General features: G+C 71.0%; 25 protein-coding genes. 15 read left to right on the forward strand and 10 right to left on the reverse strand.

What is annotated here, in order from left to right; translation table 11 throughout:
• Positions 1 to 32: 32 nt before the first annotated feature.
• From ACFV5N_RS02190 to ACFV5N_RS02200, 3 genes are all read left to right on the forward strand, one after another.
• Positions 33 to 1127 (forward strand): Gfo/Idh/MocA family protein, encoded by a 1095-nt coding sequence (locus ACFV5N_RS02190; protein WP_385592823.1) that lies wholly within the window; start codon positions 33 to 35, stop codon positions 1125 to 1127.
• Between the two features lie 33 nt (positions 1128 to 1160).
• Positions 1161 to 1685 (forward strand): hypothetical protein, encoded by a 525-nt coding sequence (locus ACFV5N_RS02195; RefSeq protein WP_385592826.1) that lies wholly within the window; start codon positions 1161 to 1163, stop codon positions 1683 to 1685.
• A 193-nt stretch (positions 1686 to 1878) separates the two neighbouring features.
• On the forward strand, positions 1879 to 4245 hold the full coding sequence (locus tag ACFV5N_RS02200) for a heavy metal translocating P-type ATPase (protein ID WP_385592828.1): 2367 nt from the start codon (positions 1879 to 1881) through the stop codon (positions 4243 to 4245).
• A 57-nt stretch (positions 4246 to 4302) separates the two neighbouring features.
• Here the strand turns inward: ACFV5N_RS02200 and ACFV5N_RS02205 are convergent, their stop codons facing one another.
• From ACFV5N_RS02205 to ACFV5N_RS02240, 8 genes are all read right to left on the reverse strand, one after another.
• Positions 4303 to 4734: a hypothetical protein gene (locus ACFV5N_RS02205; RefSeq protein WP_385592831.1), complete on the reverse strand. Its 432-nt coding sequence runs from the start codon at positions 4732 to 4734 to the stop codon at positions 4303 to 4305.
• A gap of 20 nt (positions 4735 to 4754) precedes the next feature.
• Entirely contained in the window at positions 4755 to 5012 is a 258-nt protein-coding gene (locus tag ACFV5N_RS02210; protein WP_385592834.1) for a hypothetical protein, read from the reverse strand.
• Positions 5012 to 5371 (reverse strand): DUF2089 domain-containing protein, encoded by a 360-nt coding sequence (locus ACFV5N_RS02215; RefSeq protein WP_385592835.1) that lies wholly within the window; start codon positions 5369 to 5371, stop codon positions 5012 to 5014. The genes ACFV5N_RS02210 and ACFV5N_RS02215 overlap by 1 nt, the downstream gene beginning before the upstream one ends.
• 157 nt (positions 5372 to 5528) lie before the next feature.
• Positions 5529 to 6302 (reverse strand): SDR family NAD(P)-dependent oxidoreductase, encoded by a 774-nt coding sequence (locus ACFV5N_RS02220; RefSeq protein ID WP_385592838.1) that lies wholly within the window; start codon positions 6300 to 6302, stop codon positions 5529 to 5531.
• Positions 6303 to 6450: 148 nt separating this feature from the next.
• Positions 6451 to 7605 carry a CynX/NimT family MFS transporter gene (locus ACFV5N_RS02225; RefSeq protein ID WP_385592839.1) on the reverse strand — a complete coding sequence of 385 codons (1155 nt, stop codon included), beginning with the start codon at positions 7603 to 7605 and terminating at the stop codon, positions 6451 to 6453.
• A gap of 176 nt (positions 7606 to 7781) precedes the next feature.
• On the reverse strand, positions 7782 to 8489 hold the full coding sequence (locus tag ACFV5N_RS02230; protein WP_385592841.1) for a FadR/GntR family transcriptional regulator: 708 nt from the start codon (positions 8487 to 8489) through the stop codon (positions 7782 to 7784).
• Between the two features lie 161 nt (positions 8490 to 8650).
• On the reverse strand, positions 8651 to 8959 hold the full coding sequence (locus tag ACFV5N_RS02235) for a PH domain-containing protein (RefSeq protein WP_259454103.1): 309 nt from the start codon (positions 8957 to 8959) through the stop codon (positions 8651 to 8653).
• A 259-nt stretch (positions 8960 to 9218) separates the two neighbouring features.
• Positions 9219 to 9641: a MarR family winged helix-turn-helix transcriptional regulator gene (locus tag ACFV5N_RS02240; RefSeq protein ID WP_176129165.1), complete on the reverse strand. Its 423-nt coding sequence runs from the start codon at positions 9639 to 9641 to the stop codon at positions 9219 to 9221.
• Positions 9642 to 9802: 161 nt separating this feature from the next.
• Here ACFV5N_RS02240 and eno point away from each other — a divergent pair, with 161 nt between their 5' ends.
• The 3 genes from eno to ACFV5N_RS02255 all read left to right on the forward strand — a co-directional run bounded on the left by eno (position 9803) and on the right by ACFV5N_RS02255 (position 12541).
• Positions 9803 to 11110 (forward strand): phosphopyruvate hydratase, encoded by a 1308-nt coding sequence (gene eno, locus ACFV5N_RS02245; RefSeq protein ID WP_385592846.1) that lies wholly within the window; start codon positions 9803 to 9805, stop codon positions 11108 to 11110.
• Positions 11111 to 11619: 509 nt separating this feature from the next.
• The gene (locus ACFV5N_RS02250) at positions 11620 to 12036 is read left to right on the forward strand and encodes a hypothetical protein (protein WP_385592848.1); all 417 of its coding nucleotides are present in this window, start codon (positions 11620 to 11622) and stop codon (positions 12034 to 12036) included.
• Positions 12037 to 12343: 307 nt separating this feature from the next.
• A complete protein-coding gene (locus ACFV5N_RS02255) occupies positions 12344 to 12541 on the forward strand; it encodes a hypothetical protein (protein ID WP_385592851.1) in 198 nt (65 codons plus the stop codon).
• A gap of 335 nt (positions 12542 to 12876) precedes the next feature.
• On the opposite strand, the gene ACFV5N_RS02260 is transcribed toward ACFV5N_RS02255, so the two are convergent.
• Positions 12877 to 13017: a hypothetical protein gene (locus ACFV5N_RS02260; protein ID WP_385592853.1), complete on the reverse strand. Its 141-nt coding sequence runs from the start codon at positions 13015 to 13017 to the stop codon at positions 12877 to 12879.
• A gap of 379 nt (positions 13018 to 13396) precedes the next feature.
• On the opposite strand from ACFV5N_RS02260, the gene ACFV5N_RS02265 reads away from it, so the two are divergent.
• The 6 genes from ACFV5N_RS02265 to ACFV5N_RS02290 all read left to right on the forward strand — a co-directional run bounded on the left by ACFV5N_RS02265 (position 13397) and on the right by ACFV5N_RS02290 (position 21144).
• A complete protein-coding gene (locus tag ACFV5N_RS02265) occupies positions 13397 to 14053 on the forward strand; it encodes a class I SAM-dependent methyltransferase (protein WP_385592856.1) in 657 nt (218 codons plus the stop codon).
• Between the two features lie 630 nt (positions 14054 to 14683).
• Positions 14684 to 15082, forward strand: coding sequence for a hypothetical protein (locus ACFV5N_RS02270; RefSeq protein WP_385592858.1), 399 nt, complete (start codon positions 14684 to 14686; stop codon positions 15080 to 15082).
• Between the two features lie 294 nt (positions 15083 to 15376).
• Positions 15377 to 15991, forward strand: a complete 615-nt coding sequence (locus ACFV5N_RS02275) for a DUF7019 family protein (RefSeq protein ID WP_385592861.1) — start codon at positions 15377 to 15379, stop codon at positions 15989 to 15991.
• The gene (locus ACFV5N_RS02280) at positions 15972 to 17096 is read left to right on the forward strand and encodes a protein kinase (RefSeq protein ID WP_385592864.1); all 1125 of its coding nucleotides are present in this window, start codon (positions 15972 to 15974) and stop codon (positions 17094 to 17096) included. The genes ACFV5N_RS02275 and ACFV5N_RS02280 overlap by 20 nt, the downstream gene beginning before the upstream one ends.
• Positions 17093 to 17791: a hypothetical protein gene (locus tag ACFV5N_RS02285; RefSeq protein ID WP_385592867.1), complete on the forward strand. Its 699-nt coding sequence runs from the start codon at positions 17093 to 17095 to the stop codon at positions 17789 to 17791. The genes ACFV5N_RS02280 and ACFV5N_RS02285 overlap by 4 nt, the downstream gene beginning before the upstream one ends.
• Positions 17788 to 21144 carry a protein kinase gene (locus ACFV5N_RS02290; protein WP_385592869.1) on the forward strand — a complete coding sequence of 1119 codons (3357 nt, stop codon included), beginning with the start codon at positions 17788 to 17790 and terminating at the stop codon, positions 21142 to 21144. The genes ACFV5N_RS02285 and ACFV5N_RS02290 overlap by 4 nt, the downstream gene beginning before the upstream one ends.
• 483 nt (positions 21145 to 21627) lie before the next feature.
• Here the strand turns inward: ACFV5N_RS02290 and ACFV5N_RS02295 are convergent, their stop codons facing one another.
• Positions 21628 to 22257: an HAD-IA family hydrolase gene (locus tag ACFV5N_RS02295; RefSeq protein WP_385592881.1), complete on the reverse strand. Its 630-nt coding sequence runs from the start codon at positions 22255 to 22257 to the stop codon at positions 21628 to 21630.
• Between the two features lie 141 nt (positions 22258 to 22398).
• On the opposite strand from ACFV5N_RS02295, the gene ACFV5N_RS02300 reads away from it, so the two are divergent.
• The 3 genes from ACFV5N_RS02300 to ACFV5N_RS02310 form a co-directional block, all read left to right on the forward strand.
• Positions 22399 to 22653: a hypothetical protein gene (locus ACFV5N_RS02300; protein WP_385592872.1), complete on the forward strand. Its 255-nt coding sequence runs from the start codon at positions 22399 to 22401 to the stop codon at positions 22651 to 22653.
• A 239-nt stretch (positions 22654 to 22892) separates the two neighbouring features.
• A complete protein-coding gene (locus ACFV5N_RS02305; protein ID WP_385592874.1) occupies positions 22893 to 24197 on the forward strand; it encodes a DUF4241 domain-containing protein in 1305 nt (434 codons plus the stop codon).
• 110 nt (positions 24198 to 24307) lie between these two features.
• Positions 24308 to 24505 (forward strand): helix-turn-helix domain-containing protein (locus tag ACFV5N_RS02310; protein WP_385592884.1); only part of this gene is annotated, 198 nt, incomplete at its 3' end.

Here is a 24505-nt window from a genome sequence, read left to right on the forward strand (position 1 = left end):
GCCGGCGGCAGGAATACGGCGATCATGTCCGCATGCGCGTCGGGGTGATCGGACTGAGCAGAGGACTCCATCTGGCCGGCTGGCTGCGGCGGATGGGCGTGACCGTGGCACTGGCCTGCGACCGGGACGCCGCCCGCCGGGATGCGGCACGGGAAGCGCTGCCCGGCACCGTCCTCGTGGACCGGTGGCAGGACCTGCTGGACCACCCGCTGGACGGCGTCGTCCTGGCCAACGACTTCGACGCACACGCGCCGCTCGCCCTCGCCTTCCTCGAACAGGGCGTGCACGTGCTGTCCGAGTGCGCGGCCTGCACCGACGAGAACGAGGGCCGGCAACTCATCGACGCGGCCGAACGATCGAGCGCCACCTACTCCTTCGCCGAGAACTTCGTCCACCACCCGCACATCCGCCTCATCCGGCAGGCCGCCGCCGACGGCGGACTGGGCCGCATCACCCTGATCGAGGCCGACTACCTGCACGGCATGGCGCCCCAGGCCGTCGACGCCCTCATCGGCGACCCCGGCAACTGGCGCGGACGCATCGCCCCCACGGCGTACTGCACCCACACCGTCTCGCCCGTCCTGGCCGTCACGGACGCCTGGCCCGTGGAGGTGACGGCCTTCCCGGTGGACGAGCACCGGCCGCGCGACGCGGTCGTCCTCACCGTCCGGCTGTCCACCGGAGCACTCGCCGTCACCCGCCACGGATTCCTCCAGGGCGAACCCGACAGCCACTGGAGCTGGCTCTCCGCCCGCGGCACCCGGGGGCTCGCCGAATCGGTACGCGCCCCGGAGGAGCGGTCCTGGTCCGTCCGCCTCCGCTCGGAAGCCTGGACCCGCGCCGACGGCGCCGCACACGAGGAGGAACGCGAGGCCCCGCCCCTCACCCTGGCCGGCCGGCCGGTCGCCCGGCGGGACGAGGGAACCGTCCGCATCCTCCAGGGCTTCCGCGCCACCGTGGAAGGGGGTGCGCCGCCCCTGATCCCGGTGCGCCCCGCCGTCGCCGCCTCCCTGGCGGGTGTGGCCGGCGCCCGATCGCTGGAGAACGGCTCACAGCCGGTCCGCGTCCCCGACTGCGCGCCGCCCCGCCCCCACGGTATCGGCCGCACCGGCCGGAAAACCGGGTGACGGGCTGCCCGCTCCCTGCCAGGCTGGTCGCCCATGACGGCCTGTGCGTTGATGCTCATCGGTGGTGGTTCGGGGGTCGGGAAGACGACCGTCGCCTGGGAAGTCTCCGTGCTGCTGAAGGAACGGTCGACGGCGCACTGCCTGATCGAGGGCGACTTCATGGACCAGATCCACCCCGCCCCCGCCGACGACCCGCAGCGGGCGGCCATCACGGAGCGGAACACCGCCGCGGTCTGGGCCAACTACGCGGCTCTCGGACAGCGCCGCCTCATCTACACCAACACCGTGAGCATCCTCGACGGGCCGATGATCCGACGCGCGATGGGCGGCGGGGAGATCCACACCACCCACGTCCTGCTGACCGCCGAGGAATCCACTGTGCGCGCCCGCCTCGCCCGCCGCGAGATCGGCTCCCAGCTCGCCCCGCACGTCGCGTCGAGCCTGCGCAACGCGCGCCTCCTCGACCGCGACGCGCCCACCGGCACCGTCCGCGTTCCCACGGACGACCGTCCGGTCCGCGACATCGCCCACGACGTACTCCGGGCAGCCGGCTGGTAACGAGCCGGACGCGGCCCTCACCGCCACCTGCCGCGCACCCCGGCCCGCGCACACCGGTCAGACGAACGGCCCCACCCGGCTCGCCCCCACCCGCCACCCATGGTGCGCTGGAGACCGGTGCCTCCGATCCGCGGTCCGGTCACCGGCGGCGGCCCGCCGCCCGGGACCGGCCGGACGAACCGGGGTGGAATGTATGGCGGACAGCGACCGGGCGGAGCGGCCGGCCGGACCGGGCCAGGAACACGGCACCGTCGTCCTTGACGTCACCGGCATGCTGCGCGCCTCCCAGCAGAGCACCGTGACCGCCGTCCTCCGCCGCCGGCCCGGCGTCCGGCACGCCGAGGTGAACCCGGTCACGCAGACGGCGACCGTCACCTACGACCCACAGCACACCTCCGTGGCACAACTGCGCCACTGGGTGCGGGAATGCGGCTACCACTGCGCCGGCCAGTCGGTGCCCTCCCACCTCTGCGATCCGCTCATGGAGCCCGGAACGCCGCGGGCACCCGCACCCCGGGACGAGGCCGCGGCACACGAGGCGCACGGCACGGAGCCCGGCATGTCCATGGCGGCCATGGCCGCCGACCTGCGCAACCGGTTCCTGGTCGCCCTGCTGTTCTCGGTCCCCGTCCTGCTGTGGTCACCCATCGCCGAGAACGTCCTCGGCCTGCACCTGCCCGTGCCGTTCGGCCTGCGCCAGGACGTCTGGGCCCTCCTGCTGAGCCTCCCGGTGATCTTCTACTCCTGCACCGTCTTCTTCACCGGAGCCGCGCGGGCGCTGCGGGCCCGCACCCTGGACATGATGGTCCTGGTCTCGGTGGCCGTCGGAGCGGGCTGGCTGTACTCCCTCGCCGTGACCCTCACCGGCGGCGGCGACGTCTTCTACGAGGCGGCCACCGTGCTGGCCGCCTTCGTCCTCCTCGGCCACTGGCTCGAAATGCGCTCCCGCGGCGGCGCCAACGACGCCATCCACGCGCTGCTCGACCTCGCGCCGCCGAAAGCCCTGGTGATCCGCGACGGCCGGCCGGTCGAGGTCGCCACCTCCGAGGTGACCACCGGCGACCTCCTGCTGGTCCGGCCCGGCGCCAGGATCGCCGCGGACGGGACGGTGGTCGCGGGGGAGAGCGACGTCGACGAGTCGATGGTCACCGGCGAGAGCCTGCCGGTGCCCAAGGAACCGGGCAGCACCGTGATCGGCGCCACCGTCAACGCCAACGGCACGCTGCGCGTCCGCGCCACCGCGGTGGGCGCGGACACCGCGCTCGCCCGGATCGTCCAGCTCGTCCAGGAGGCGCAGAACTCCAAGGCCCCCGGACAGCGCCTCGCGGACCGGGCGGCGTTCTGGCTGGTCCTGGTCGCCCTCGTGGGCGGGCTGCTCACCCTCGCGGCCTGGCTGCTGTTCACCGACCGGCCCCTGGGGACCGCCGTACTCTTCGCCATCACCGTCGTCGTCATCACCTGCCCCGACGCGCTGGGGCTCGCCACCCCCACCGCGATCACGGTCGGCACCGGCCTGGGCGCCGCACGGGGCGTGCTGTTCAAGAACGCCGGCGCCCTGGAGCGCGCCGCCCGGATCCGCACCGTCGTCATGGACAAGACCGGCACCCTCACCCGGGGCCGGCCCGAGGTCACCGACATCGTCCCGGCACCCGGCTACGACGAGAGCACCCTGCTACGGCTGACCGCCGCCGTGGAGCGCGAATCCGGCCACCCCCTGGCCGAAGCCGTCGTCCGCCGCGCCGAGCAGCACCACGTCACGGCGCCCGGCGCGCGGCGGTTCTCGAACGTACCGGGCCACGGCGCCGTCGCCGAGGTGGAAGGGCACCGGGTCGTGGTGGGCAACCACCGGCTGGCCGAACGCGAGGGCATCGACCTGACGGAGTACGCCGCACGCCGGGACGAACTGGCCGCTACCGGCCACACCGTGGTCGTCGTCGGCGTCGACGGGCGCGCGGCCGGACTGATCGGCATCGCCGACGCCGTCCGCGACACCTCCGCCGCGGCCGTCACCGCCCTGCACGCGCTGGGCATCGAGGTCGTCATGCTCACCGGCGACCACCACGCCACCGCTCAGCGCATCGCCGACCAGCTGGGCATCGACACCGTGATCGCCGACGTCCTGCCCGAGGACAAGGCGGCACGGATCGCGGAACTCCAGCACCGCGGCCACCGGGTCGCCATGGTGGGCGACGGCATCAACGACGCACCCGCGCTCGCCCGCGCCGATCTCGGCATCGCCATCGGGACCGGCACCGACGTCGCCATCGAAGCCGCCGAACTGGTCCTGATGCGGTCCGACCCCCTCGACGTGCCCACCGCCCTGCGCATCGGCCGGGGCACGGTCCACAAGATGCGGCAGAACCTCGGCTGGGCCATCGGCTACAACGCCCTGGCACTCCCGATCGCCGCCGGCGTCTTCGAACCGCTGACCGGCCTGGTCCTGCGCCCCGAGATCGCCGCACTGGCCATGTCCGGCTCCAGTATCATCGTCGCGCTCAACGCCCTCGCCCTCAAACGCCTGCGGCTGCCGGAGGCTCCCGCACCGGCGGCCGGGGGCTGAGGACGCGCGGCGCACGGACACCACGGCGCCGCCCGCCGCACCCCCCGGCCCCGGCCGTCACTCGCAGAAGACCTGCACCTTGGCCTCCGGGTCGTCGATGTCGATGACCACCTCGTCGAGGTGATCGATCAGCTCCTCCAGATGCTGCGGCTTCAGATCGGCCAGGTCGAACGCCACCCCCGACTTGCTCAGCTCCGCATTCACCCGGGAGACGGCCTGCGGCGGAATGAGACTGGTGAGCCGCACACCGGCCCGCAGCAACTGCAGCGGAATCCGCATGTTGACCCGGCTGCCGCCTTCCTCACCGGCCCCCTCCGGCGCGTCCACCAGCACCCGCAGATACGCGGGCCGGTGGCGCGTACGGGCCGCGGCACCCGGCGCCGTCCCGGGCAACTGCCGTTCCAGGGCGGTGATCAGCCGTTCGGCCTCATCCGCGGTGACTTTGCCCTCGGCCAGCATCTCCAGGATCTGCCGACGCTGTTCGTTCATCGCTGTCCTTCCCCTCCGGCTCATCTCACATCGACCCGCACGTCCGTCGTGCCCTGCTCCACCGCGAACCGGGTACCGGGCAGCGCCCACACCAGCCGCGCGACCCCCGCGAGCGCCCCCAGGGGCCGCACCCGGTGGGCACGGCAGACGATGAGCCCGCCCACCACCGCGAGCAGCAGCACCGGCGACAGCAGGAGCACCACCGGCAGGACGGGCACGAACAGCCGCCGCCGACGCCCGTCGTAACGCCGCCAGCGCACCGTCACCAACTGCGGCATCACCGCGCTCTCTCCAACTCGGCCAGCGCCTCCTCGGCCCCGATCTCCCCGCGCCGCAGCCGCTCCAGGACATCGGACCCGCTCGGCTCCGGGTCGGTGTCCACGAACTCCAGGTGCGAGGCGATCCGTTTCAGCCGGGACTTGACCGTCGGATAGCTCACCCCGAAGATCCGCTCCATCTCCTTGATCGAACCGTGCGACCGGACGAACGCGGCCACGAACACCTGGTCGTCGACGCTGAGCCGCGCCAGCTGCGGCGGCTCGAACTGCCCCTCGATCGCGACGCCACCGGCGAGGCGGACCCGTTCGACCACGAACGGCTGACCCCGCGTCAGGTCCGTCAGCTCCTGCCAGTCCACCCGCGGCCTCCGTGTTCTCGGCAACTCCCCATGGCGCATGTATATCTTGAATTTCTTGAGCCGTCGAGGCAGAAAACTCAAGATTGTTGATTCCCTGTTTTCCTCGCCCGGTGCGCGACGCACGGAGGACCGCCCGCCGGAGAGTCGGCCGGCCCGGTCACCGCAGGTAGGACGCACCGTTCAGATCCAGCACCGCGCCCGAGGACCAGGCCGCCCCCGGCGACGCCAGATACACGATCGCGGCGGCGATCTCCTCCGCCGACGCCACCCTGCCGAACGGGCTCTGCGCCCGCAGCGCCTCCCCCTCGGGACCCGCCAGCTTGGCCTCCTGCCGCTCGGTGGCGACAAAACCGGGCGCCACCGACGTCACCGCGATCCGGTGGGGAGCCAGGGCGACGGCGGCGGACTGCCCGAAGGCGTGCAGGGCGGCCTTGCTCGCCCCGTACGCCGGATGGTCGGGCTCACCGCGGAAAGCGCCGCGCGACCCCACGTTGACGATGCTCCCCGGCATCCCGCGGCCGATCAGCTGATCGGCGAACGCCCAGGTGATGTTGACCGCGCCCAGCAGGTTGGTGCCGATCATCGCCTCCCAGACCCCGCGCCACCGCTCCCAGTCCGCGTCACCGATCCGGTGCGCGTTCTCCGGCTGCGGGGCCACCGCCGCGTTGTTCACCAGCACCTCCAGGCCGCCCAGCGCCCGCGCCGCCTCCTCGACGACGCCCCGCGCGGTGGTCGGGTCGGACAGATCGCCGCCCACGACGGTGTGCCCCTCACCGGCGAGCAGGGCGAGCGTCCGCTCCGCGTCCTCGCGGCGGTGCCCGTAGTGGAGAGCGACGCGATGCCCCGCGGCGGCCAGCGCGACGGCGGTGGCACGTCCGATGCCACGCGAGGCCCCGGTGACGAGTGCTCCGCGGCTGCTGAGATCCGGCACGTTGCGATCCTTCCGGTGCGATGAGGCGCCGCGCCGCGCGGCACCTGCCGCGGGAAGCGGCGACAGCAGCACATCACGGACGCCGGCTGCGCCCCCACCCGGCCCGCACCCGCCCCCACCGGTGGCGGGCCGCCCGGACGGGCCGCGGTCAGATCTTCCGGTCCCGCCCGGCCCCCAGCGCCAGCAGCATCAGCCCGCAGCACACCGCCAGCAGCGCCGCCACCGGCACCGTCCAGCCGCCGGTCGCCTCCCGCAGCACGCCCAGCGTGAAGGGCCCCAGCGCCGCCAGCAGATAGCCCCAGGTCTGCGCCATCCCCGAGAGCCGCGCGGCGGTGTGGGCGGTCCGGGTCCGCAGCACCATCAGCGTCAGAGCCAGCCCCAGCGTGCCGCCCTGGCCGACGCCCAGCAGCACGGCCCACAGCCAGGCACCGCCCACCGGATCGATCAGCAGCCCGGCCGCCCCGGCGGCCAGCAGCCCCGCCGTCACCACGCCCAGCGCCCGCTGGCCGCGCATGCGCCCCGCCAGCACCGGCACCAGCAGGGAGCCCGCCATCTGCACCAGGGTGCTGAACGCGAAGACCAGTCCGGCCTCGGCCTTGTCCATGCCCTGATCGGTCAGGATCGTCGGCAGCCAGGAGATCACCACATAGGCGACCAGGGACTGTCCCCCCATGAACAGCGTGATCTGCCAGGCCAGCGGCAGCGACGTCAGACGCGGCCCGCGCTGCGGCACCGGACGCGGCCCGCGCGCCATGGGCGCCGCACCGCGCCGGGCGAGGACCACCTGGGGCAGCCACAGCAGCGCGGAGACCGCGGCCAGCAGCGACCACGAAACGAACGGCCCCTGCCAGCCGCCCAGCGCCCGCTCCAGCGGCACCGCCGTGGCCGAGGACACCGTCGCCCCCAGGATCATGGTCGTCGAGTACAGCGCGGTCATCGGCGCGGCCCGGTCGGGGAAGTCCCGCTTGATGAGCCCCGGCATCAGCACATTCAGCAGCGCGATCGCCGTCCCCACCAGGACACCCCCGGCGAACAGCGCGATCACCGGCGGCGCCACGCGCACCGCGATGCCGCCGCACAGCAGCACCAGCGCCCCGAAGAGCACCGTCTCCGTCCCCCTGCGCGCCGCGAGCCCCGGCGCCACGAGCGAGCCCAGGCCCATGAACACCAGCGGCACGGTGGTGATCAGACCGCCCACGGTGGCCGACAACCCGAAGTGGTCCCCGATGTCGGTGAGCAGCGGAGAGACACCGGCCACCGCCACCCGCATGTTGAGCGCGGCCAGCACGATGCCGAGCAGCACCAGCCCGCGGTGGGGGAGGGGCGCCCGCGCGGGAGCCGCGGCGGGCCGTGTCGGGGCGGGGAGGTCCTTACCGGCATCGATCAGGGGTATGCCGGGCCGTGCGTGTGACAAGGTGCGTCACCTTTCCGTTCTGCGCTTGCTGTCGGTGCCGCCCCGGTCGGGCGCACCGGGCCGGATCACTCCTCGGCCAGCAATTCCTCGACCTGCCGGAGCGGTCGCTCCAGCAGCGTCCGGGCCGCCGCCTCCGCCGCCGCGGGATCTCCGCAGGCGATGGCATCCAGCAGCACCCGATGGTCGGCATGGTTCACCCGGGCCATCTCCCGGTCCGCGAGGGCGGTCACCAGCGCCTCGCGGACGCTCCCGGCGAACCAGTCGTACAGCGCGGTCAGCGCCGTGTTCCGGGCGGCGTCGACGACGGCGCGGTGGAATTCCACGTCGTGGTCGGCGTACAGCTCCATGTCCTCCGCGCCGGGGCCGCCCTCCCGCCCCAGCCGCTGCTGGGCGTCCAGCGCGGACCGCATCCGCTCCAGATCGGCGGGCCCCCGCCGCAGCGCGGCGAGCCGGGCGGCCTCCGTCTCCAGCGCCGTCCGCAGCTCCAGAACGTCCCGGATCGAACCCCGCTGCACCGCACGCAGGGCGGACGCCGGGTCCGTGACCGAGACCACGAAGGTGCCCTCACCCTGGCGGGAGCGCAGCATGCCGGCGTGCACGAGGACGCGTACGGCCTCCCGGACCGTGTTCCGGCCGACCTGGAGGACCTCCGCGAGGGCGTGCTCGGTGGGCAGCCGGTCCCCGACACCCCACTCGCCCGCCGCCAGCTGCGCGCGCAGCTGATCGACGACCGAGTCGACCAGCGACTGCCGTCCAGCGGCATGCAGCGCCATGAACACTCCCGACCGACCGTACAACCGATTGCCCAGTCATCCTACAACCGGATGTTCTCTCTCCCAGCGCCCAGCCACACCTCCCTCAGCGCGGGCGATCGGCCGTCCCCTGCCGCACGACCCCACAGGCCGCCGGGTTCGCCCGGGAAACGGAGGCGGGATCACCTGCCGGACGCGGCGGCCTCCCGCTGTCGACGGCGGATCTCGATGACGCTCCGCCTGAACCGGGGATCGGTAGCCGAATCCGCCGTCGGCGCCGGCAGCCGGACCCGGGAGCCGTCGGTCAGAGTGATGAACACATCGGTGTCCATGACGGGGACGTCCACGATCTCCTCCCAGGGATACCAGCGCCGCCACAGAGGCAGGAGGACGCGGATGCCCCCGGCTTCGAGCCGGGTCCGGGAGAGCGCCCGGTTGAACGCGAAGAGGGTCCAGGCGGTGAAGGTCGGCACCAGGAGCAGCCCGGCCACGATCTGCCGCTCGTCGATCCGCCCGGTGCTCAGCCCTCAGAAGAACGGCACCGATACACTCACCGCGCCGACGGAGAAACTCGCCCCCAGTGCCAGCCACCACCGCAGATTCAACGGACGATAGGTGATCTCCTCCACGGAGAACAACCTACGCGAGGTCACGCCAGGTGCGACACGGGCGAGTTGACCTCAACGGATGCGGACCGGAAACGCAATCCGACACCACCACCCGTCCGGCCGGTCCCCGCGCGCCTCCCCACTAACGTGTCGCGAGCCGCTCCAGCAGAGCGGCGCTCCGCGCCAGCAACGCCCGCTCCTCCGCCGTCAGTTCCGCCTCGATCGCCTGCGCGAGCCATCCCGCCCTGCGCCCACGCTCCGCTTCGAGCGCGGCCCGGCCCGCCTCCGTCAGCTCCACCAGCGACTTGCGGCCGTCCGTCGGGTGTGCCCGGCGCGTGACCAGGTTCTGTTCCATGAGCAGTCCCACGGCCCGGGCCATCGACTGGGGCCGTACCCGCTGATCCGCGGCGAGATCGCTGGTGGTCATGGCGCCCTCCCGGTCCAGGGCGCCGAGCACCGCGACCTGGCCGAGCGGAATGCGGTCCTCGTGCCGGACGCGTCGGGTGAGCTTTCCCATCGCGGTGCGCAGTTCGGCGGCGATGGCGGCGGCTTCCGAGGAGGGCATACGGCACTTTACCCCGTTGGTCAGCATTGCTGCGCACCTGAACTGTACAGCGACACTGCACAGCCAAACTGAACAGCATTGCTGTAGTGTTTTCCGTGCCGGGCCCAGCGCCATCGCCGCCGCAGCCGGGCCACGGCACACGACAACGGGAAGGACCTCCCATGTCCGCACTCGCAGCCGCAACCACCGACACCCCGATCCGCACCGTCACTGCTCGCCGGATCATCGACAGCCGGGGCAACCCGACCGTCGAGGTCGATGTCGTCCTGGAGGACGGATCCCTGGGCCGCGCAGCCGTCCCCTCCGGCGCTTCCACCGGGGCCCGCGAAGCCGTGGAACTGCGCGACAAAGACACCACCCGCTGGCACGGCAAGGGCGTCGACCGCGCGGTGGCCCATGTCAACACCGAGATCGCGGCAGCCGTACGCGGCCGGGACGCGACCGACCAGCAGGGCCTGGACGCCGCACTGATCGCCCTGGACGGCACCCCCACCAAGTCCCGCCTCGGAGCCAACGCGATCCTCGGCGTCTCGCTCGCCACCGCCAAAGCCGCCGCCGCGGCCCACCACCGGCCCCTCTACCGCCACCTCGGCGGCCCCGACGCGCACCTGCTGCCGCTGCCGATGATGAACATCGTCAACGGTGGCGCCCACGCCGACAACCCGCTGGACTTCCAGGAGTTCATGATCGCGCCGGTGGGTGCCGACACCTTCGCCGAGGCCGTCCGCATGGGCAGCGAGATCTTCCACACCCTGCGCCGCGACCTGCTGGCCGCCGGCCACTCCACCGGAGTCGGCGACGAAGGCGGCTTCGCCCCCTCGCTGCGCACCGCCGAAGAAGCACTCGACTTCGTGACAACCGCCATCCAACACACCGGCTACCGCCCCGGTACGGACATCGGCCTGGTCATGGACCCGGCCTCTTCGGAGTTCTACCGCGACGGGATCTACGACTACACGGGCGAAGGAGTACGCCGCACCCCGGCCGAACACATCGACTACCTCGCCCGACTCGTCGACGCCTACCCCATCGTCTCCATCGAGGACCCCATGGCGGAGAACGACCTGGACGGCTGGCGCGAGCTGACCGCCCGCATCGGGGACCGCTGCCAGCTCACCGGCGACGACGTGTTCTGCACCAACGAGACCCTGCTCCGCGAAGGCATCCGCACCGGCGTCGGCAACTCCGTCCTGGTCAAGGTGAACCAGATCGGCACCCTGACCGAGGCGCTCACCGTGGTGGCCACCGCCCACCGGGCGGGCTGGACGGCGGTGATCTCGCACCGCTCCGGCGAGACGGAGGACACCACCATCGCGGATCTCGCGGTGGCGACCGGCTGCGGCCAGATCAAGACCGGCTCGCTCTCCCGCTCCGACCGCACGGCGAAGTACAACCAACTGATCCGGATCGAGGAGGAACTCGGCACCACGGCACACTTCGCCGGCCGCTCCGCACTGCACCGGCCCTAGCCGGCGGTCCGCCGGGAACCACACCCGGGTGGACGACGGCGCAACAGGGAAGCCGGGAGAGAACCGGCGCATGCCGACATGCAGGAAGCGCTGGGCGCGCGAACGCCGTTGGCCCCGATCCTGTCCCGGGTGCCGTGCTGGATCGGCCCGGGCGGACGTAGCGGTCGCGGGGGCCGATGGAGCCGTAGCGACAGGACTGTCCGGATGGATCCGCCGGGCCGTCACAAGCGGGGTACGGCGGCTGATCGACTGGACCTGACGCCGCCCGGCGAGTCCGAGAGAGTACGCCTCCCGGGCAGACGTGCCTCCGTCCGCGGGGGCACCTGCCGTGGCCAGGCCTGTCGATGCTGCCGCCCGACACCTCGCCGAGGCCGGCCCGCGCCCGCCGACCACCGCTCCCGCGTCGTGGCTGGCTTCCTGACGCATGCACTCGCCCCGACGGCAGCCCGGCACAAGACACCGGACCGGCCCGAGCGACACCCTCCGCCGCCCCGGTCGTTGGCCCCGGCATGACCAGGCCCACCGCCCTCGCCACCACCGCCGCGCTGCTCCTGAGCGGAGGATGCGTCGCCGCACCCACCCACCTCGGTCCGGGCCACACCCCCGGTCACAGTGAGCCCGGGCACGCCATCCCGGAGCCCTTCCCCGTGGAGGACCTGACCCCGCCGGCGCCCCGGGAGAACCTGACCCCCGTCTCCCCGCCCGCCCCGCGCCCTGCACCACCCGCTCCCGACCCGCAGCCCGCCCCAGCACCCCGAACGGACCCCGAGCGACGGCACCCGCACCCGAGCCAGCCCTCCGTATCGTCGCCCCCCGCCGGGAACCCCCCGCACGACCCGGCCGGCCTGACGGCCGGCTGCGACCTCCTCCTGGACTCGGCCCCCGACCTCCAGCACTGGTGCCGCGCCCTCTACGGCGGACGATGACAGGAACGTTCAACGGCACGCACCGTCCACCCCCGACCGCCACACCGCCCCCTCGGAGCAACCCACCTACCGAGCCGCGAGGTTGTCACCCGCCTGTATACAGTGAGCCGACCCCGGCCCGCGCGTGGGTGGCCCGGGTTCCGGCCCGCCCTCTGGAGGCCCCATGCCGTACCGAGCCGTACTCCTGGCCCTCTTCCTCATACCGGCGCTCTGGGGAGCCACGAACATCGGAAGCGCTCTCACGGCATCGGACACCGTCGTGTGCCCCGGGGAGAACGTGCGCGGGGGAGAGGAACACCCGGGCCCGATGCGCCCCGGGGACACCGAATGCTCCGTGCTGGACGGCTCGGTCGCCGTGGCGACCCGCAGCTACGAGCAACAACAGCGCGTCCAGGACCTGGAACACCGGCGCGACATCGTCAACGGCGGCCTGCTCCTGACCTACGGCACCGCCGGCACCCTCGCATCCTGGTTCGCCACCCGCCCGCGCACACCCCAGGACTGAGACCCCTGCCCCCTCATCGTCACGCACGGCTAGGGTCCCCAGGACGACGGGTGCACCCGCGTCACGGAGCCCCGAGAAGAGCACCGGTAAGGAGTCAAAGTGCCCATTCTGCTCGGCCTTTCGCTGGTCGTTTGCGGGCTCCGGGTAGCTTTCGATATCAAGGGCGCGGCAGGTCGCATAGCTCTGACAGCGAATCCGCCGCAATTGACAACCCAGCACCCCGCCGCCAGCCGACATCACGTCGGAGCCCTTCGGCTCCCGCAGCTTTCCCCGTAGCTGGTGCGCCACATCCACCGTTGATCCCGGGACTGCGCCGACCCCGCTCGCCCCGATCCTCACACCCACTGGCCACCAGCCGAACGGGTCGACGGGCTGACGGCCTCGACCAGCTTGTCCGACCTGCAGCAGGCCAGCGCGAGACGCGGCTGGAGCCGCAGCGACCGCACCGTCGCTCTCAGGGCGGTCGGTCGGGTCACCAGCGACACCGAGCGTGATCTGGCCGCCAAGGTGGACGAGGTCCCTTCCGGCCTCTGCACGGCTTGAACCGCCGCACACAGGTCCCCAGGTCGCCGCTTCAACGTGCACCCCTTCGCGGACAGGGACCTGCCGGGGCTACTGGCGACCTACGGTCCACGGATCGAATCTCCATGGCCGCTCCCACACCATGGGCGGAGACGCCAGCACTCCCAGCTGCTCCCACCGACACCGAGCGGATGACCCCGACTCAACTCATCACATCAGGCGCTCTCTGAGACTGGAACGGCCCCAGCTTGTCCCTGCTGTGAAGGACGTTGGCAAGACCCGGCCACACTGTCGGGCGCCGCGCGTGTCAGTGGCTGCTGAGAGCATCGAGCCATGACAGAGCACACTGCTTCGATCACTGCCTACTGGGATGCCGCCGCGGATGCCTTCGACGACGAACCCGACCACGGGCTGCGGGCTGACGTCACGCGGACGGCGTGGGCCCGGCTCCTGCTTTCCTGTATGCCGGCGGAGCCGGTCGATGTTCTGGACATCGGCTGCGGGACGGGGTCGCTGTCCTTGCTGCTGGCCGAGGCCGGGCACCAGGTCACGGGCGTCGACCTGTCTCCCCGGATGATTGACCAGGCGCGTACGAAGTTCAGCACGGTCGGCCTGGAAGGCCGTTTCCTGGTGGGCGACGCCATGATGCCCCCGACGGGGTCGCAAAGGTTCGGTGTTGTCCTGTCCCGGCATCTGATATGGACACTGCCCGATCCAGAGGCTGCGCTGCTCGAGTGGGTGACACGCTTGCGCCCGGGAGGACGGCTGGTGTTGGTCGAGGGGCGGTGGCGGGAGGCAGGCCAAAGCGGTGTGCCGTATGTGACCGACGCCGCATCACTGCCGTGGAACGGTGGAATCAGTGCCAAAGACCTGGCCTCGGCCGTCCGCTCATTCGTTACGGACCTGCGGATCGAACCCCTCTCCGCAGTCCCCGACCTGTGGGGCGGCGAGGTGAACGATGAACGCTATGTCCTGGTCGCCCACGTGTGACGTGCTGAAGATGGTCGGCGCACGGCGGCCTCGCGGTCGGCGGCGGGGGCTTGATGATCGCGAGACGATGAGAGTGTGTGGCGGTCACCATCGTGATGCCACCCGGGTGAGGCGGAGAACAGCTCTGCAGCCGCCGTCCACACACCACCCCTGCGGAGGACCACGACCTTGAGGTGCACCATCGCGGGGTGGAGGAACCGTCGCGCCATCTCCAATGGCTCTCTCGGTGAGTGGGTCAAGATTCGGCACCGACGGGAAAAAAGACGAAGCACGAGGTCCAGGCCCGCAAGGCCACCATCCACACCGCCGCCGACCGCATCCGCTCATGGGGCCAGTAGCCGTCATCACCGACAAAGCGCCACTATTTTCGGCCAAGCCCTCTATCGGCGTGTCCATCCCCGCACGAGATGAATACGAGCGGTAACGAGTACGGCAGGCCGAGCGCTACTTCCTGGCCGACCGGGTGGGCGCGGTCACCGACGCCGGCGTCCCCGATTGGTCAGTCCCCGCGTGAGGGGCTCGACCGAGTGAAACCACTCTCGACCGGGTCGGTCCACACCTACAATCTTCCTTAAGCGGGCCCTGCGGGAAGTGATGGGCCAGGGGCTGCCCCCGCTCTCTCGTGGAGTAATGAAGGCGCAAGCGCGGAAAGAGTTGATCACGCAATATCGGGGCGGGCCGATCCGTCGGTGGACGAGCAAAATCGATCACGAGGCAACGCTGCGTATGCGAGTCGACACCTCGGTCCTGCGGCGGATCTGTCGACCACGCATGCCAGATCTGCAAAGGGAACTGCGGCGGGTGCTACAGCACTCGAAGGCTGATGCTCAGGCAGTGTACGAGTACGCTGCAGAGCGCAGCCGCCAGATGACAAAACGGAATCGTGGAGCCATCTGGAACGTGCCCCTGAACCAGGGAGAGACCCGCACAGGTCGCCTGGAGTTCGGCGTCTCCACTTACCTGGAATGGTGCGTCCATTTGGGCAATGCGCGGGAAACCCTTCAGGGCTACTCGAAAGAGAAGAGCTGAACCGGATGAGCTCGCGGGACAGGGTATTTCTGATGGCGTAACCGAAGAACGCACATCACCCGGGGAAGCTGGGCGATTACCGGGGGAACGTGTCGAGCGGGAGGTTCGCCGTCGTTGGCGGGGAGTAACAGAAAGCCCATCCGGAGCCCGCACGGCGCCTCGCCGCCCCGGACTTTCACGATCTTGGTCCCAGTGCCCCCACAGTCCGGTCCATGCGGCAAACACCCCCCATACGCTGCGCGTTGGGGATCGAACGCCCCATACTGATAACCCGGCCCGAACGGAGGTCGCCCGGTGGAGTCTCGGTTCTACTTGTACATCAGCGAGGCCAAGGTGGACATGCTGCTGGCCCAGTCGAGCCGTCCGAAGGCGGACACCCGCACGACCGAGGTCGGCTTCGACGTGAAGATCGTCAAGGGGAGCCGACGCACGGAGACGGCTTCCGGCGAGAGCACGCACAAACGGCTGGAGAAGGTCCTGAAACGGCTCGGCAAGGAAGGGAAGATCGGAACGGTCGACGCTCCCGGACCGTACTTCCGGGGGCGGCTGTCCATGCGGTGGAGCGGCGACGAGTCGATGGTGCTGTTCGGCGGGCAGACGGGCCGGACCGTCGTCGCGCTCGGCGGCTCCACGAAACACGCGCAGGCCACCGAGCCGGGCGACACGGCCGTCCCACCGCTTGCGAGATCCCTTCTGCCCTCCCTGCTCGACGGACTCGTCCCGGACCCCCGGTTCGACGCCCTGTTCGGTGCGGAACCCGCACCCAACGACACCCTCCTGCGGGCCGTACGCGAAGCCGTCGGCGCGATACGCGGGCCCGCGCAGCCCGTGGAGTTCGTCGCGAAACGCCTGCTGCACGGCACCGACGTCCTGCTGGGCTCACCCCTCTATGTGGCCGACGCGGGCTGAGACCGTCCGGCTGACGGCCGGCGGACCGCAGCGGGCCTGGGACCTGGACGCACCGGCCGCACTGACGGCCGGCCGCGACGCGGACTGCGAAATCCGGGCACCGGCCGACGACCGCCGTGTCTCCCGCCACCACTGTGTCTTCACCGCCGACCCGCCCGCCATCACAGTCCGCGACCTCGGCAGCCGCAACGGCACGTACGTCAACGGCGCGCGGATCGACTCGGCCGTACGCCTGGCCGATGGCGACGAGGTGCGCATCGGCGGCATGACCGTGCACGTCTTCGTCAGTGGCGGGCTGATCGGGGACTACCTCGTCGTACGTGAACTCGGCCGCGGCGCCCAGGGAGTGGTGTATCTCGCGCGGCACAGGGACAGCGGCGGCGAAGTCGCGCTGAAGGTGCTGCGCGGGGTGCGGCCGGAGTCGGTGCACGGGTTTCTGCGGGAGATCCGGACCTGCAGGGGCCTGAGCCATCCGCATCTCGTCGGGTTCAAGGGAGCCGGGGCCGACGGCAAGCGGTTTTTCCTGGCCTCCGAGTACTGCGACGGCGGGAGCCTGGCGCAGTGGGAAGGGTCCACGGATGCGGGGGAGGCCGTCAGGATCATCGGGGAGGCCCTGGAAGGGCTCGACCATATGCACACCGGCACGGCGGAACCTCTTGTGCACCGGGACCTCAGCCCACGCAATATCCTGCTGACCGGACCTCAGTCCACCGCGAAGATTGCTGACTTCGGGCTCGCCAAGGCGTACGAACGGGCTGGGCTGTCCGGCTACACCGATACCGGGGCGCTGGGCGGCGGCGTCGAGTTCATGCCGAGGTCGCAGGTCGTCAACTACAAGTACGCCACCCCGCCGGTGGACGTCTGGGCTGCGGCCGCCTGCCTGTACTGGCTGCTCACCCGCGCCACGCCCCGCGACTTCCCGCCCGGCACCGACCCGGTCGCCGTCGTACTGCGTGAACCTGCTGCACCGATCCGGGAAAGGGCCAGCGGGCTGCCGCCCCGGCTGGCTAAGCTGATCGACACTGTGCTGGCGGACGAGGACCCGCGACCCGAACGGGCCATGTCGGCACGGGAGTTCGGGCGGGCGCTGAAGGAGGCGCTGTGACGTCGCAGACGTACGCACGGCTGCGCGCCGAGATCGTGGCGGCGCAGCTCGCATGGTGGCCGTTGCCGTACCGCCTGCGCCGTGGGCTGCGCGCGGTGTCCGCCGATCTGTCACCGCTGCGTGTTGGCACGCTGATGGACCCGGTGATCCACAGACGCAGCGACCGCTACGGCCGGGCGGTGGCCGCCCAGCTCGCCGAACTCGCCATAGCGGGGCACATATGGTTCAGCTTCGGCGGCGGATACCTGGGGGAGAAGGGCCTTGAGGTCTCCCGGCATCCGGGGGTACCGCCGGTCAGGGAGGAGGAGCTCCGACTGATGAGGATCGTCCTCGGCGACGAGGAGCGGGCCCGGATCGCCGGCCGGATCCACCGGCGGGCATGGCGAGAACTGGCCCGGCTGCTCCGCCAGGAACTCGACGCCGACCGCCTCGGCCCCTTCGCGCGGGATCGTGCCTTGACATTGGGCATCCTGCGCGACCTGGGCCTGTGGATGGCCGAATATGCCCGCGGGAGACCGCCCTGGGAGGAGAACCCGGCACTCCATCTGGCCGGATACCCCTACGCCGTGCTCTTCGGCCTCGACACGGGTCCCGCGCGCTGGCCGGAACCACCGGATGAACACGTGTTCCTCCCCTCCCTCCTGCCCCAGGCCTGCACGATCGCGCTCAAGAAGTCGCGGCGGAGTCTGCGATGACCTCATACGACGACGGAGAGTCGACCCTCGACGACCCGCACGCCGACCGCCCGGCCCATTGGCCGCCCGGCACCCGCCTCCTGAACACGTACGAAATCACCGCGGCCCCCAGATCCGGCGGCATGGGCGTCGTCCACCCGGCCCACCACCTCGGCTGGAAGACCGCCGTCGCCGTCAAGAGCCCCCACCCGCACCTCCTCGCCGACCGCGACGCCTTCGTCCGCGAGGCCCGCACCTGGGCCGGCCTCGGACTGCACCCCAACATCTGCGCCTGCTACTACGTCCGCACCATCGACGGCTTCCCCCACGTCTTCGCCGAATGGGCCGAGAAGGGCAGCCTGGACCATCACCGGCCGCCACCGCAGGACGTCTCACGGATCCTCGACATCGCGATACAGACCGCTTGGGGCCTGGCATACGCCCACGGGCGAGAGGTGATCCACCGGGACGTCAAACCCGGCAACATCCTCGTGGGCGACCAACGGCAGGTCAAAATAACTGACTTCGGCCTTTCCCAGGCCGGACCCGGCCACCGGGGCACCCGCCTCTACCGCTCACCGGAACAGGCCGCCGGACAGCGGACGGGCCCCGCCACGGACATATGGAGTCTCGCGGTCGTCGTCCTGGAACTGCTCCTGGGCGAGACGACCTGGTACGACGGCCAGGCAGCCGGCAAGGCCCTCACGACCGTGCGGCTCCCCGAAGCGCTCCATGCGCTCCTCGCCCGCTGCCTCGCCCACGACCCCGCCGACCGTCCCGCCGCCATGACGGATGTCGCCGCCGAACTGATCGCCGTACACCACCAGGTGACCGGCAGGCCCTACGGCCACCGGCAGCCCGTCGCCGCCCGGCTGCGCGCCGCCGAACTCAACAACCAGGCCCTCACCCAGCGCGACCTCGGCAGCGGCGACGACGAGGTACGGCGCCTGCTGAGCGAGGCCCTCGACGCCGACCCCCGCCACCCCGAGGCGTCCTACAACCTCGGCATGTTGAACTGGCGGGCGGGCGCGGCCACCCCCACGGAGGTGCTCGGCGAACTGCGATCGGCACTGGAGGCAGGCCGCGGCCTCCCCGCCGTCGCCCGCGCCGAGCACAACGAGCGGGTACGGCGCCTGATGGCGCTGGTCGACGCCGAACGCGGACAGACCACGAGCGCCACCACCATCCCCGTCACCGGCAGTTCCATGGCCTCCGTACTGGCCACGCTGCCGGACGGCGAGCGGCTCCTCGTCGGCCACGACGGCGGCCGGCTCACCCTCCACGACACGGCCACCGGTAACCTCGTGCGCACCTTCCACGGCCACGCCCCGGTCAACATGGTGCGGGTCTCCTCCGACGGGCGGTACGCCATGAGTTCGGGGATGGACCGCGTGGTACGGCTGTGGGACCTGGACACCGGGGACCAGCGGGGTGCGAAGAAGCGGCGGGGCCCGACCGCGTTTCTCACGCTCGCCCCGGACGCGCGGGCCATGGCCTTGCAGCGGTTCGGCGAGGCGCCCGGCCGGGTGCGGATCTGGCGGCTCGACGAGCGGCGGCTGCGGCCGTACATCATCCATCGTTCGGGCGGGATCTCCTCAAGCCCCTTGTTCCTCGGCGAGGACACGGTGCTGGTCGCCGAGGAGGACGGCGCGGTAGTGGTGTGGGACTGGCGGCGGGGTCGGCGGAGCGGAACGTTGTCCGGTCACACCGCCCCGGTGGAGTTGATGGCCGCCGACCGGGCCGGACGGGTCGCGGTCACCGCCGCCGGGGAGGAGGATCCCGACGTCCGGGTCTGGGACGTCCGCACGCGACGCTGCCTGCACCGGCTCGAAGGGCATAATGCGAAGGTGAGCGCGCTCGCCGTCAGCGCCTACGGGCGGCTGGCGCTGACCGGGGACGGCGCGCAGTCGGCGCGGCTGTGGGACCTCGGCACCGGCACCTGTGTGCGGGTGTTGACCGGGCACACCGGAGTCGTCAATGTGGTCGGGTTCGCTGCGGGCCGGGCACTCACCGTCGAACTGGGCGGCCCGGCCCGGGTGTGGGACCTCGTCAGCGGGCGCTGTCTGCACACGTACGACCGGGTGAACACCCTCGGCACGTACTGCGGACTCACCCCGGACGGCCGCTACTTTTTCCAGTCAGGGGTCGGAGAGGTCGTCGTGCGGGACCTGAGCCGGCGCCCGGCCCCCTCCCCGCTCCAGATCTGCCGACCCCGCGAGATCGACACCCTGTTCGATGCCGACACGCGCGGTACGGAACTTGTCGAGCGGGCCGTGCGTGAACGTGACGACGGGAACACCACCGCCGCGCTGGGCCTGCTGCGCGAGGCCCGCTCGCTGCCCGGCCACGAGCGATCACCGGAGGCCATGGCCGCGTGGCGGGAGATGGCTTCCACCACTCGGCCGATCGGATTCCGCGCCGCTTGGCTCAGCCGCCGCCTCGAAACGGGCGACCATGTCATCAGCGATGTACGCACCACCCCTGACGGGCGGCTTGCCCTCACCGGCGGCCACACAGACGGCTCCGTGTGGGTCTGGGACCTGGCCGCCGCCCGCCGCGTGGGACGGCTCGCCGGGCACACCGCACCCGTACTGGCGCTGTGCTTGACACCCGACGGCCGCCGAGTCGTGACCGCGGGCCTGGACCACACCGCACGGGTGTGGGACCTTACCGCATTCACCCACGGCCCGGCGGACCTGAACGCGGACGCCACCTTGACCGGACACTCCAACGCGGTGCAGGCGGTCAGCGTGACACCGGACGGCCGCCACGCCGTGACCGGAGGCAGGGACAGCACAGTACGGGTTTGGGACATCCACACCGGCACCCCCCTCCACACGATGACCGGACACCACGGCCCGGTCAACACGGTATGCGCGACACCCGACGGCCGCCACGCCCTGTCCGCCGGTCTGCTGGACGGGGGCGTCCGCATGTGGGATCTGAGCAGCGGCCGCTGCGTGCGGGTGCCGGAGACCTATTCCAGCGGCGGGCCCACCTCCATGTGCCTCACCTCCGACGGACACCTGATCACGGCCACGTGGCTTGACGATCGGTGGGGCGGCGTACGTGTACGGCACCTGCCCACCGGCCGGTTCCTCCACCGCCTTGGCACGGGCGGCACGAACACAGCCCTGCGCGCGGTGCACTCCGTACCCGTCGGCGGCTTCATCCTCACCGCCGGTTCGGACCACGTTCTACATCTGTGGGACGTGGCGTCGGGCAAGAACGTGGGGCGGCTGGAAGGTCACCGGTGCGACGTGAATGCCGTGCACATGACCGCGGACTGGCAGCACGTCCTGGCGGCGGGTCACGACGGGAACGTCCATATCTGGGATGTCGACTGGGAGTTGGCGGAGCAGAAGCCGGGTTGACGGCGCTGTCCGGGCAGGTGTGTGGGCGGCCATCGGATCCGGTCGACATAGCTGGGGAGGAAGATCACGCACGCGAATGGCGGTTGTGCCCAGAGTGCGATGGACCCGACCGCGGATGGGTTTGGTCCACCCGAGCTTTTGGCCCAAGGCAGCCGGCTCACACACCAATCAGCGAGAAACAGAACACCCGGACACATGTTCCGCTCGCATGAAGCCCCTGCCCTGCCGGCGCCGTGCCGCACGGGATGGTCCGGGTTTTCCCGGCCGACACCGGCCACGGGCGCTGGGACCCCCACCGCGATCGGTGTGAGGCCTGCACGGACACCGCCGCAGCCCGGGCACGGGTGGGCTGCGGTGCCAGGACGGCGAGGCGAGTCCGGTGCCGGCCTGCAGCAGGCCGCGCTCGGGGCACCGCAACAGGGAGGTGTGGTCAGGCGGCGCTGGAGGCCGCCGCCCGGGAGGTGCTGCCCAGCCTCCTGCGTTTCAACGGTCCAGCAGGACGGCCAGCGCCTCACGCAAGTCAGCCGACTCGCGATAATGCACACCCGTCATCCCGAGCCCGACCGCGGCTTCCACATTCTCAAGCCGGTCGTCCACAAACAGACACCGGTCCAGGGCAACCTCCGCCTGGCCAGCCGCGATCTCATAGATCTTCTGGTCCGGCTTGGCCACCCCCACCCGAGCACTACTGATGACATGATCGGCGAAATCTGCGAGCCCCAGCGACACCAGGTCGTCCTCCAGTTCCACGGTCGCATTGGTCACCAGCACCAACGGCACGTGCTTCCGCGCCTGAACAAGCATGTCGACCACGACACCATCGGCACGGAACGGCGCGTTGGCGAGCGCCATCCCCAGCCCGCGCGCCTGGGCCTCGGGCATCTGACCAGCGAGGCCCACCACAATGGACTCCACCCACTGCTCCTTGGTGATCTCGCCGAGGAGCAGTGGGAGGTCTGTCTCCGGCGCGAACGCCACTCTCTCGGTGGTCCCCTCCGCCAGCCCGGCGCCGCGCTCCAGGCTCGCCAGTTCCGTCGTGTCATAGAAGCGGATCACGTTGTCGAGGTCGCACAGCACTGCCTCGAAGGGTCTGCTGAAGAACTTGGAAGCCATCACGGCGCTTGAATAGCACAGCAGCGCGCCATTGATACTTCCGGTTGAGCGAGACAGGCAGTCGTTCAAACCTCCCTCGATCAGGGCACCTCAGGTCAGAGCACGCCTGCCACCACCGAGACGGCCTCGCAGGGAGGCGCGATGATTCAGATCGCCCTCGGCAAGAAGAAGGACGTCGAGCCGAACAGCGATTCCCTCCAGTGCTCGCAGATCCGTTGGAGCGACGGGCTGTCCGACCAGCAGCTCCACGACATCTCCCGCGGCGTCTGGGGCATGCCCGGATCACGCGTCGAACGAGAGCGGTTTGCGGTCATCAACAGCGGCGTGGCTCTGTACACGAGAACGGGAGTCGCCTCTCGACGGTTTCCCAAGTCACCGCGTCACCCTGTCCTTTGATCAATTTCGATGAGTTCGGGAGTCACCGAGCGCCCTGCGCGCATGAACTGTCCGTGACAGAGTGGTGTTGGCGGCTCATCGGATCACGCGGGCAAGCCACTCGCTGAGCGGGTCATGGACCGGATCACAGACAACGACCCTCTGGGCGCCGGAGCCGGCCGGCAGGGCCGTTGTCACAGGCAGCGGATACCTTGCAACTCAGTTCAGAACCAAGGCAGGTTGCAGGAAGGGGAGCGGCCATGGTCGTCGAAGTGGGGTACGCGCAGGCGTGGGACCTGGAGGCTTGTGCGCCCTGGCGGCCGATATCCGCCGAACAGGCCCAGGAGCGGGATGCCGCCAAGCTTCCCTACGTGGTGGTGTACCGGGAGCCGGGCCGGAAGGCTCCGTTGGAAGTCCGGCTCGTCTCCTGGCGGGACCACTACGTCGGGCTGTGGGTCTATGACGCCCAGGGCCGCCGCACCTACGAACTGGACATGCGGCTGCTGGACGACCCGTCGCGGCTGCTGCGCCGGTACTCCGTCGCCTGGCACTACACGAGCCCAAAGATGGCGGAGTTCGACAAGGCATGCCCCCGCATCACCATGGACCTCCTCCCGGACGGGAGGGGCCGACAAACGGAGGAACGGCAAGGGCAAGACGGGGGCTCCCACCTCACCTCGCCCCCACTCCTGGAAGACGAACGCTGGATGGCCCGCCCCGCCTTCGGGCAGTGGCCTCTGCTCTCGGCCCAGATGCACGGGCTCAATGAGCCGCAGGCCTTCGTGACGGCGCAGGTGACCGAGACAGCCGAGCCAGGTGACGCAGACGCCCCCGCCACCTGCTGGCGCCCGCCGCGCCCCGCGCAGCCCGGGCCGATCAGCGAGTTGTTCCGGCCCGGGGTGCGTGTGACCGACGGGTACCACCCCGAGATGACCGTCGTGGAGCCGCGCCGGGTCGGCAGCCTTCGCGTACCCAGCGGGCTGCTGGCCGTCTCCGGCCCGGACACCGACCACGGGAACGGCCCGAGCATCACGGTCCCCGTCCCGCCCGGGGAGTACGTACTCGACGAGGCACGGGTCCGCTTCAGCTACTACTGCGAGTGGCGGGACGCCGAGGTCGCCACCACCCAACCCACGGCCGTCCGTGTGCTCGTCAGCGAGACCCCCGCGGCGACCTGGGAAATGGCTCTCGGCCCGGACGACGATCCCCGGCTGTTCATCGAGAACCAGATAGCCGGCTTCGACACCGACGGCGCCACCGGCTGCTTCGCCGACGCCGGGGCCTGGGAGCCGCTCATCGCGCTCTACGAGCGAGGGCTGATCCGGGGGGAGCCGGACCTGGAGGGGTACGAGGGCATCGACGACGGTTCCATGTTCATGCAGCGCACCTGGGACGAGGCTTCCGGCGGCGAGCTCAGGTCCTTCGCGACGACCGGGGACGGTACCTACCCGGTGTGGGTCGGCCGTTCCGGGGCCGGTGAGGTGGTCGGCGTCGTGGTGTTGGTGGAGGGGATGCCCGAACTGCTCCCGGAGCGGGACGGAAAGCTCACCGATGCGGCCGCCTAGGTGTATTGACCACGAGCGTTGTTGACAGTGGTCACAGTGGTCAGGGGTTGATCAAGGCGAAGACCTCCGGTGTGGTGGAGGTGTCGAGTCTTCACCGCACGGAGGTCTTCATGTCTCACCGTAATGCCCGGCTGACTGTTCATGGCAGGCGGATCCTCGTCGAGCGTGTCCGGGCGGGTCGTCCCGTTGCGCACGTGGCAGCTGAGATGGGCATATCGCGGCCCACGGCCCACAAGTGGGTCCGCCGCTGGCGGGCCGAGGGCGAGGTGGGTCTTGTTGACCGTTCCAGCCGGCCGCGGACGACGCCG

It is taken from the genome of Streptomyces sp. NPDC059853 (assembly GCF_042731495.1).
Taxonomy (GTDB): domain Bacteria; phylum Actinomycetota; class Actinomycetes; order Streptomycetales; family Streptomycetaceae; genus Streptomyces.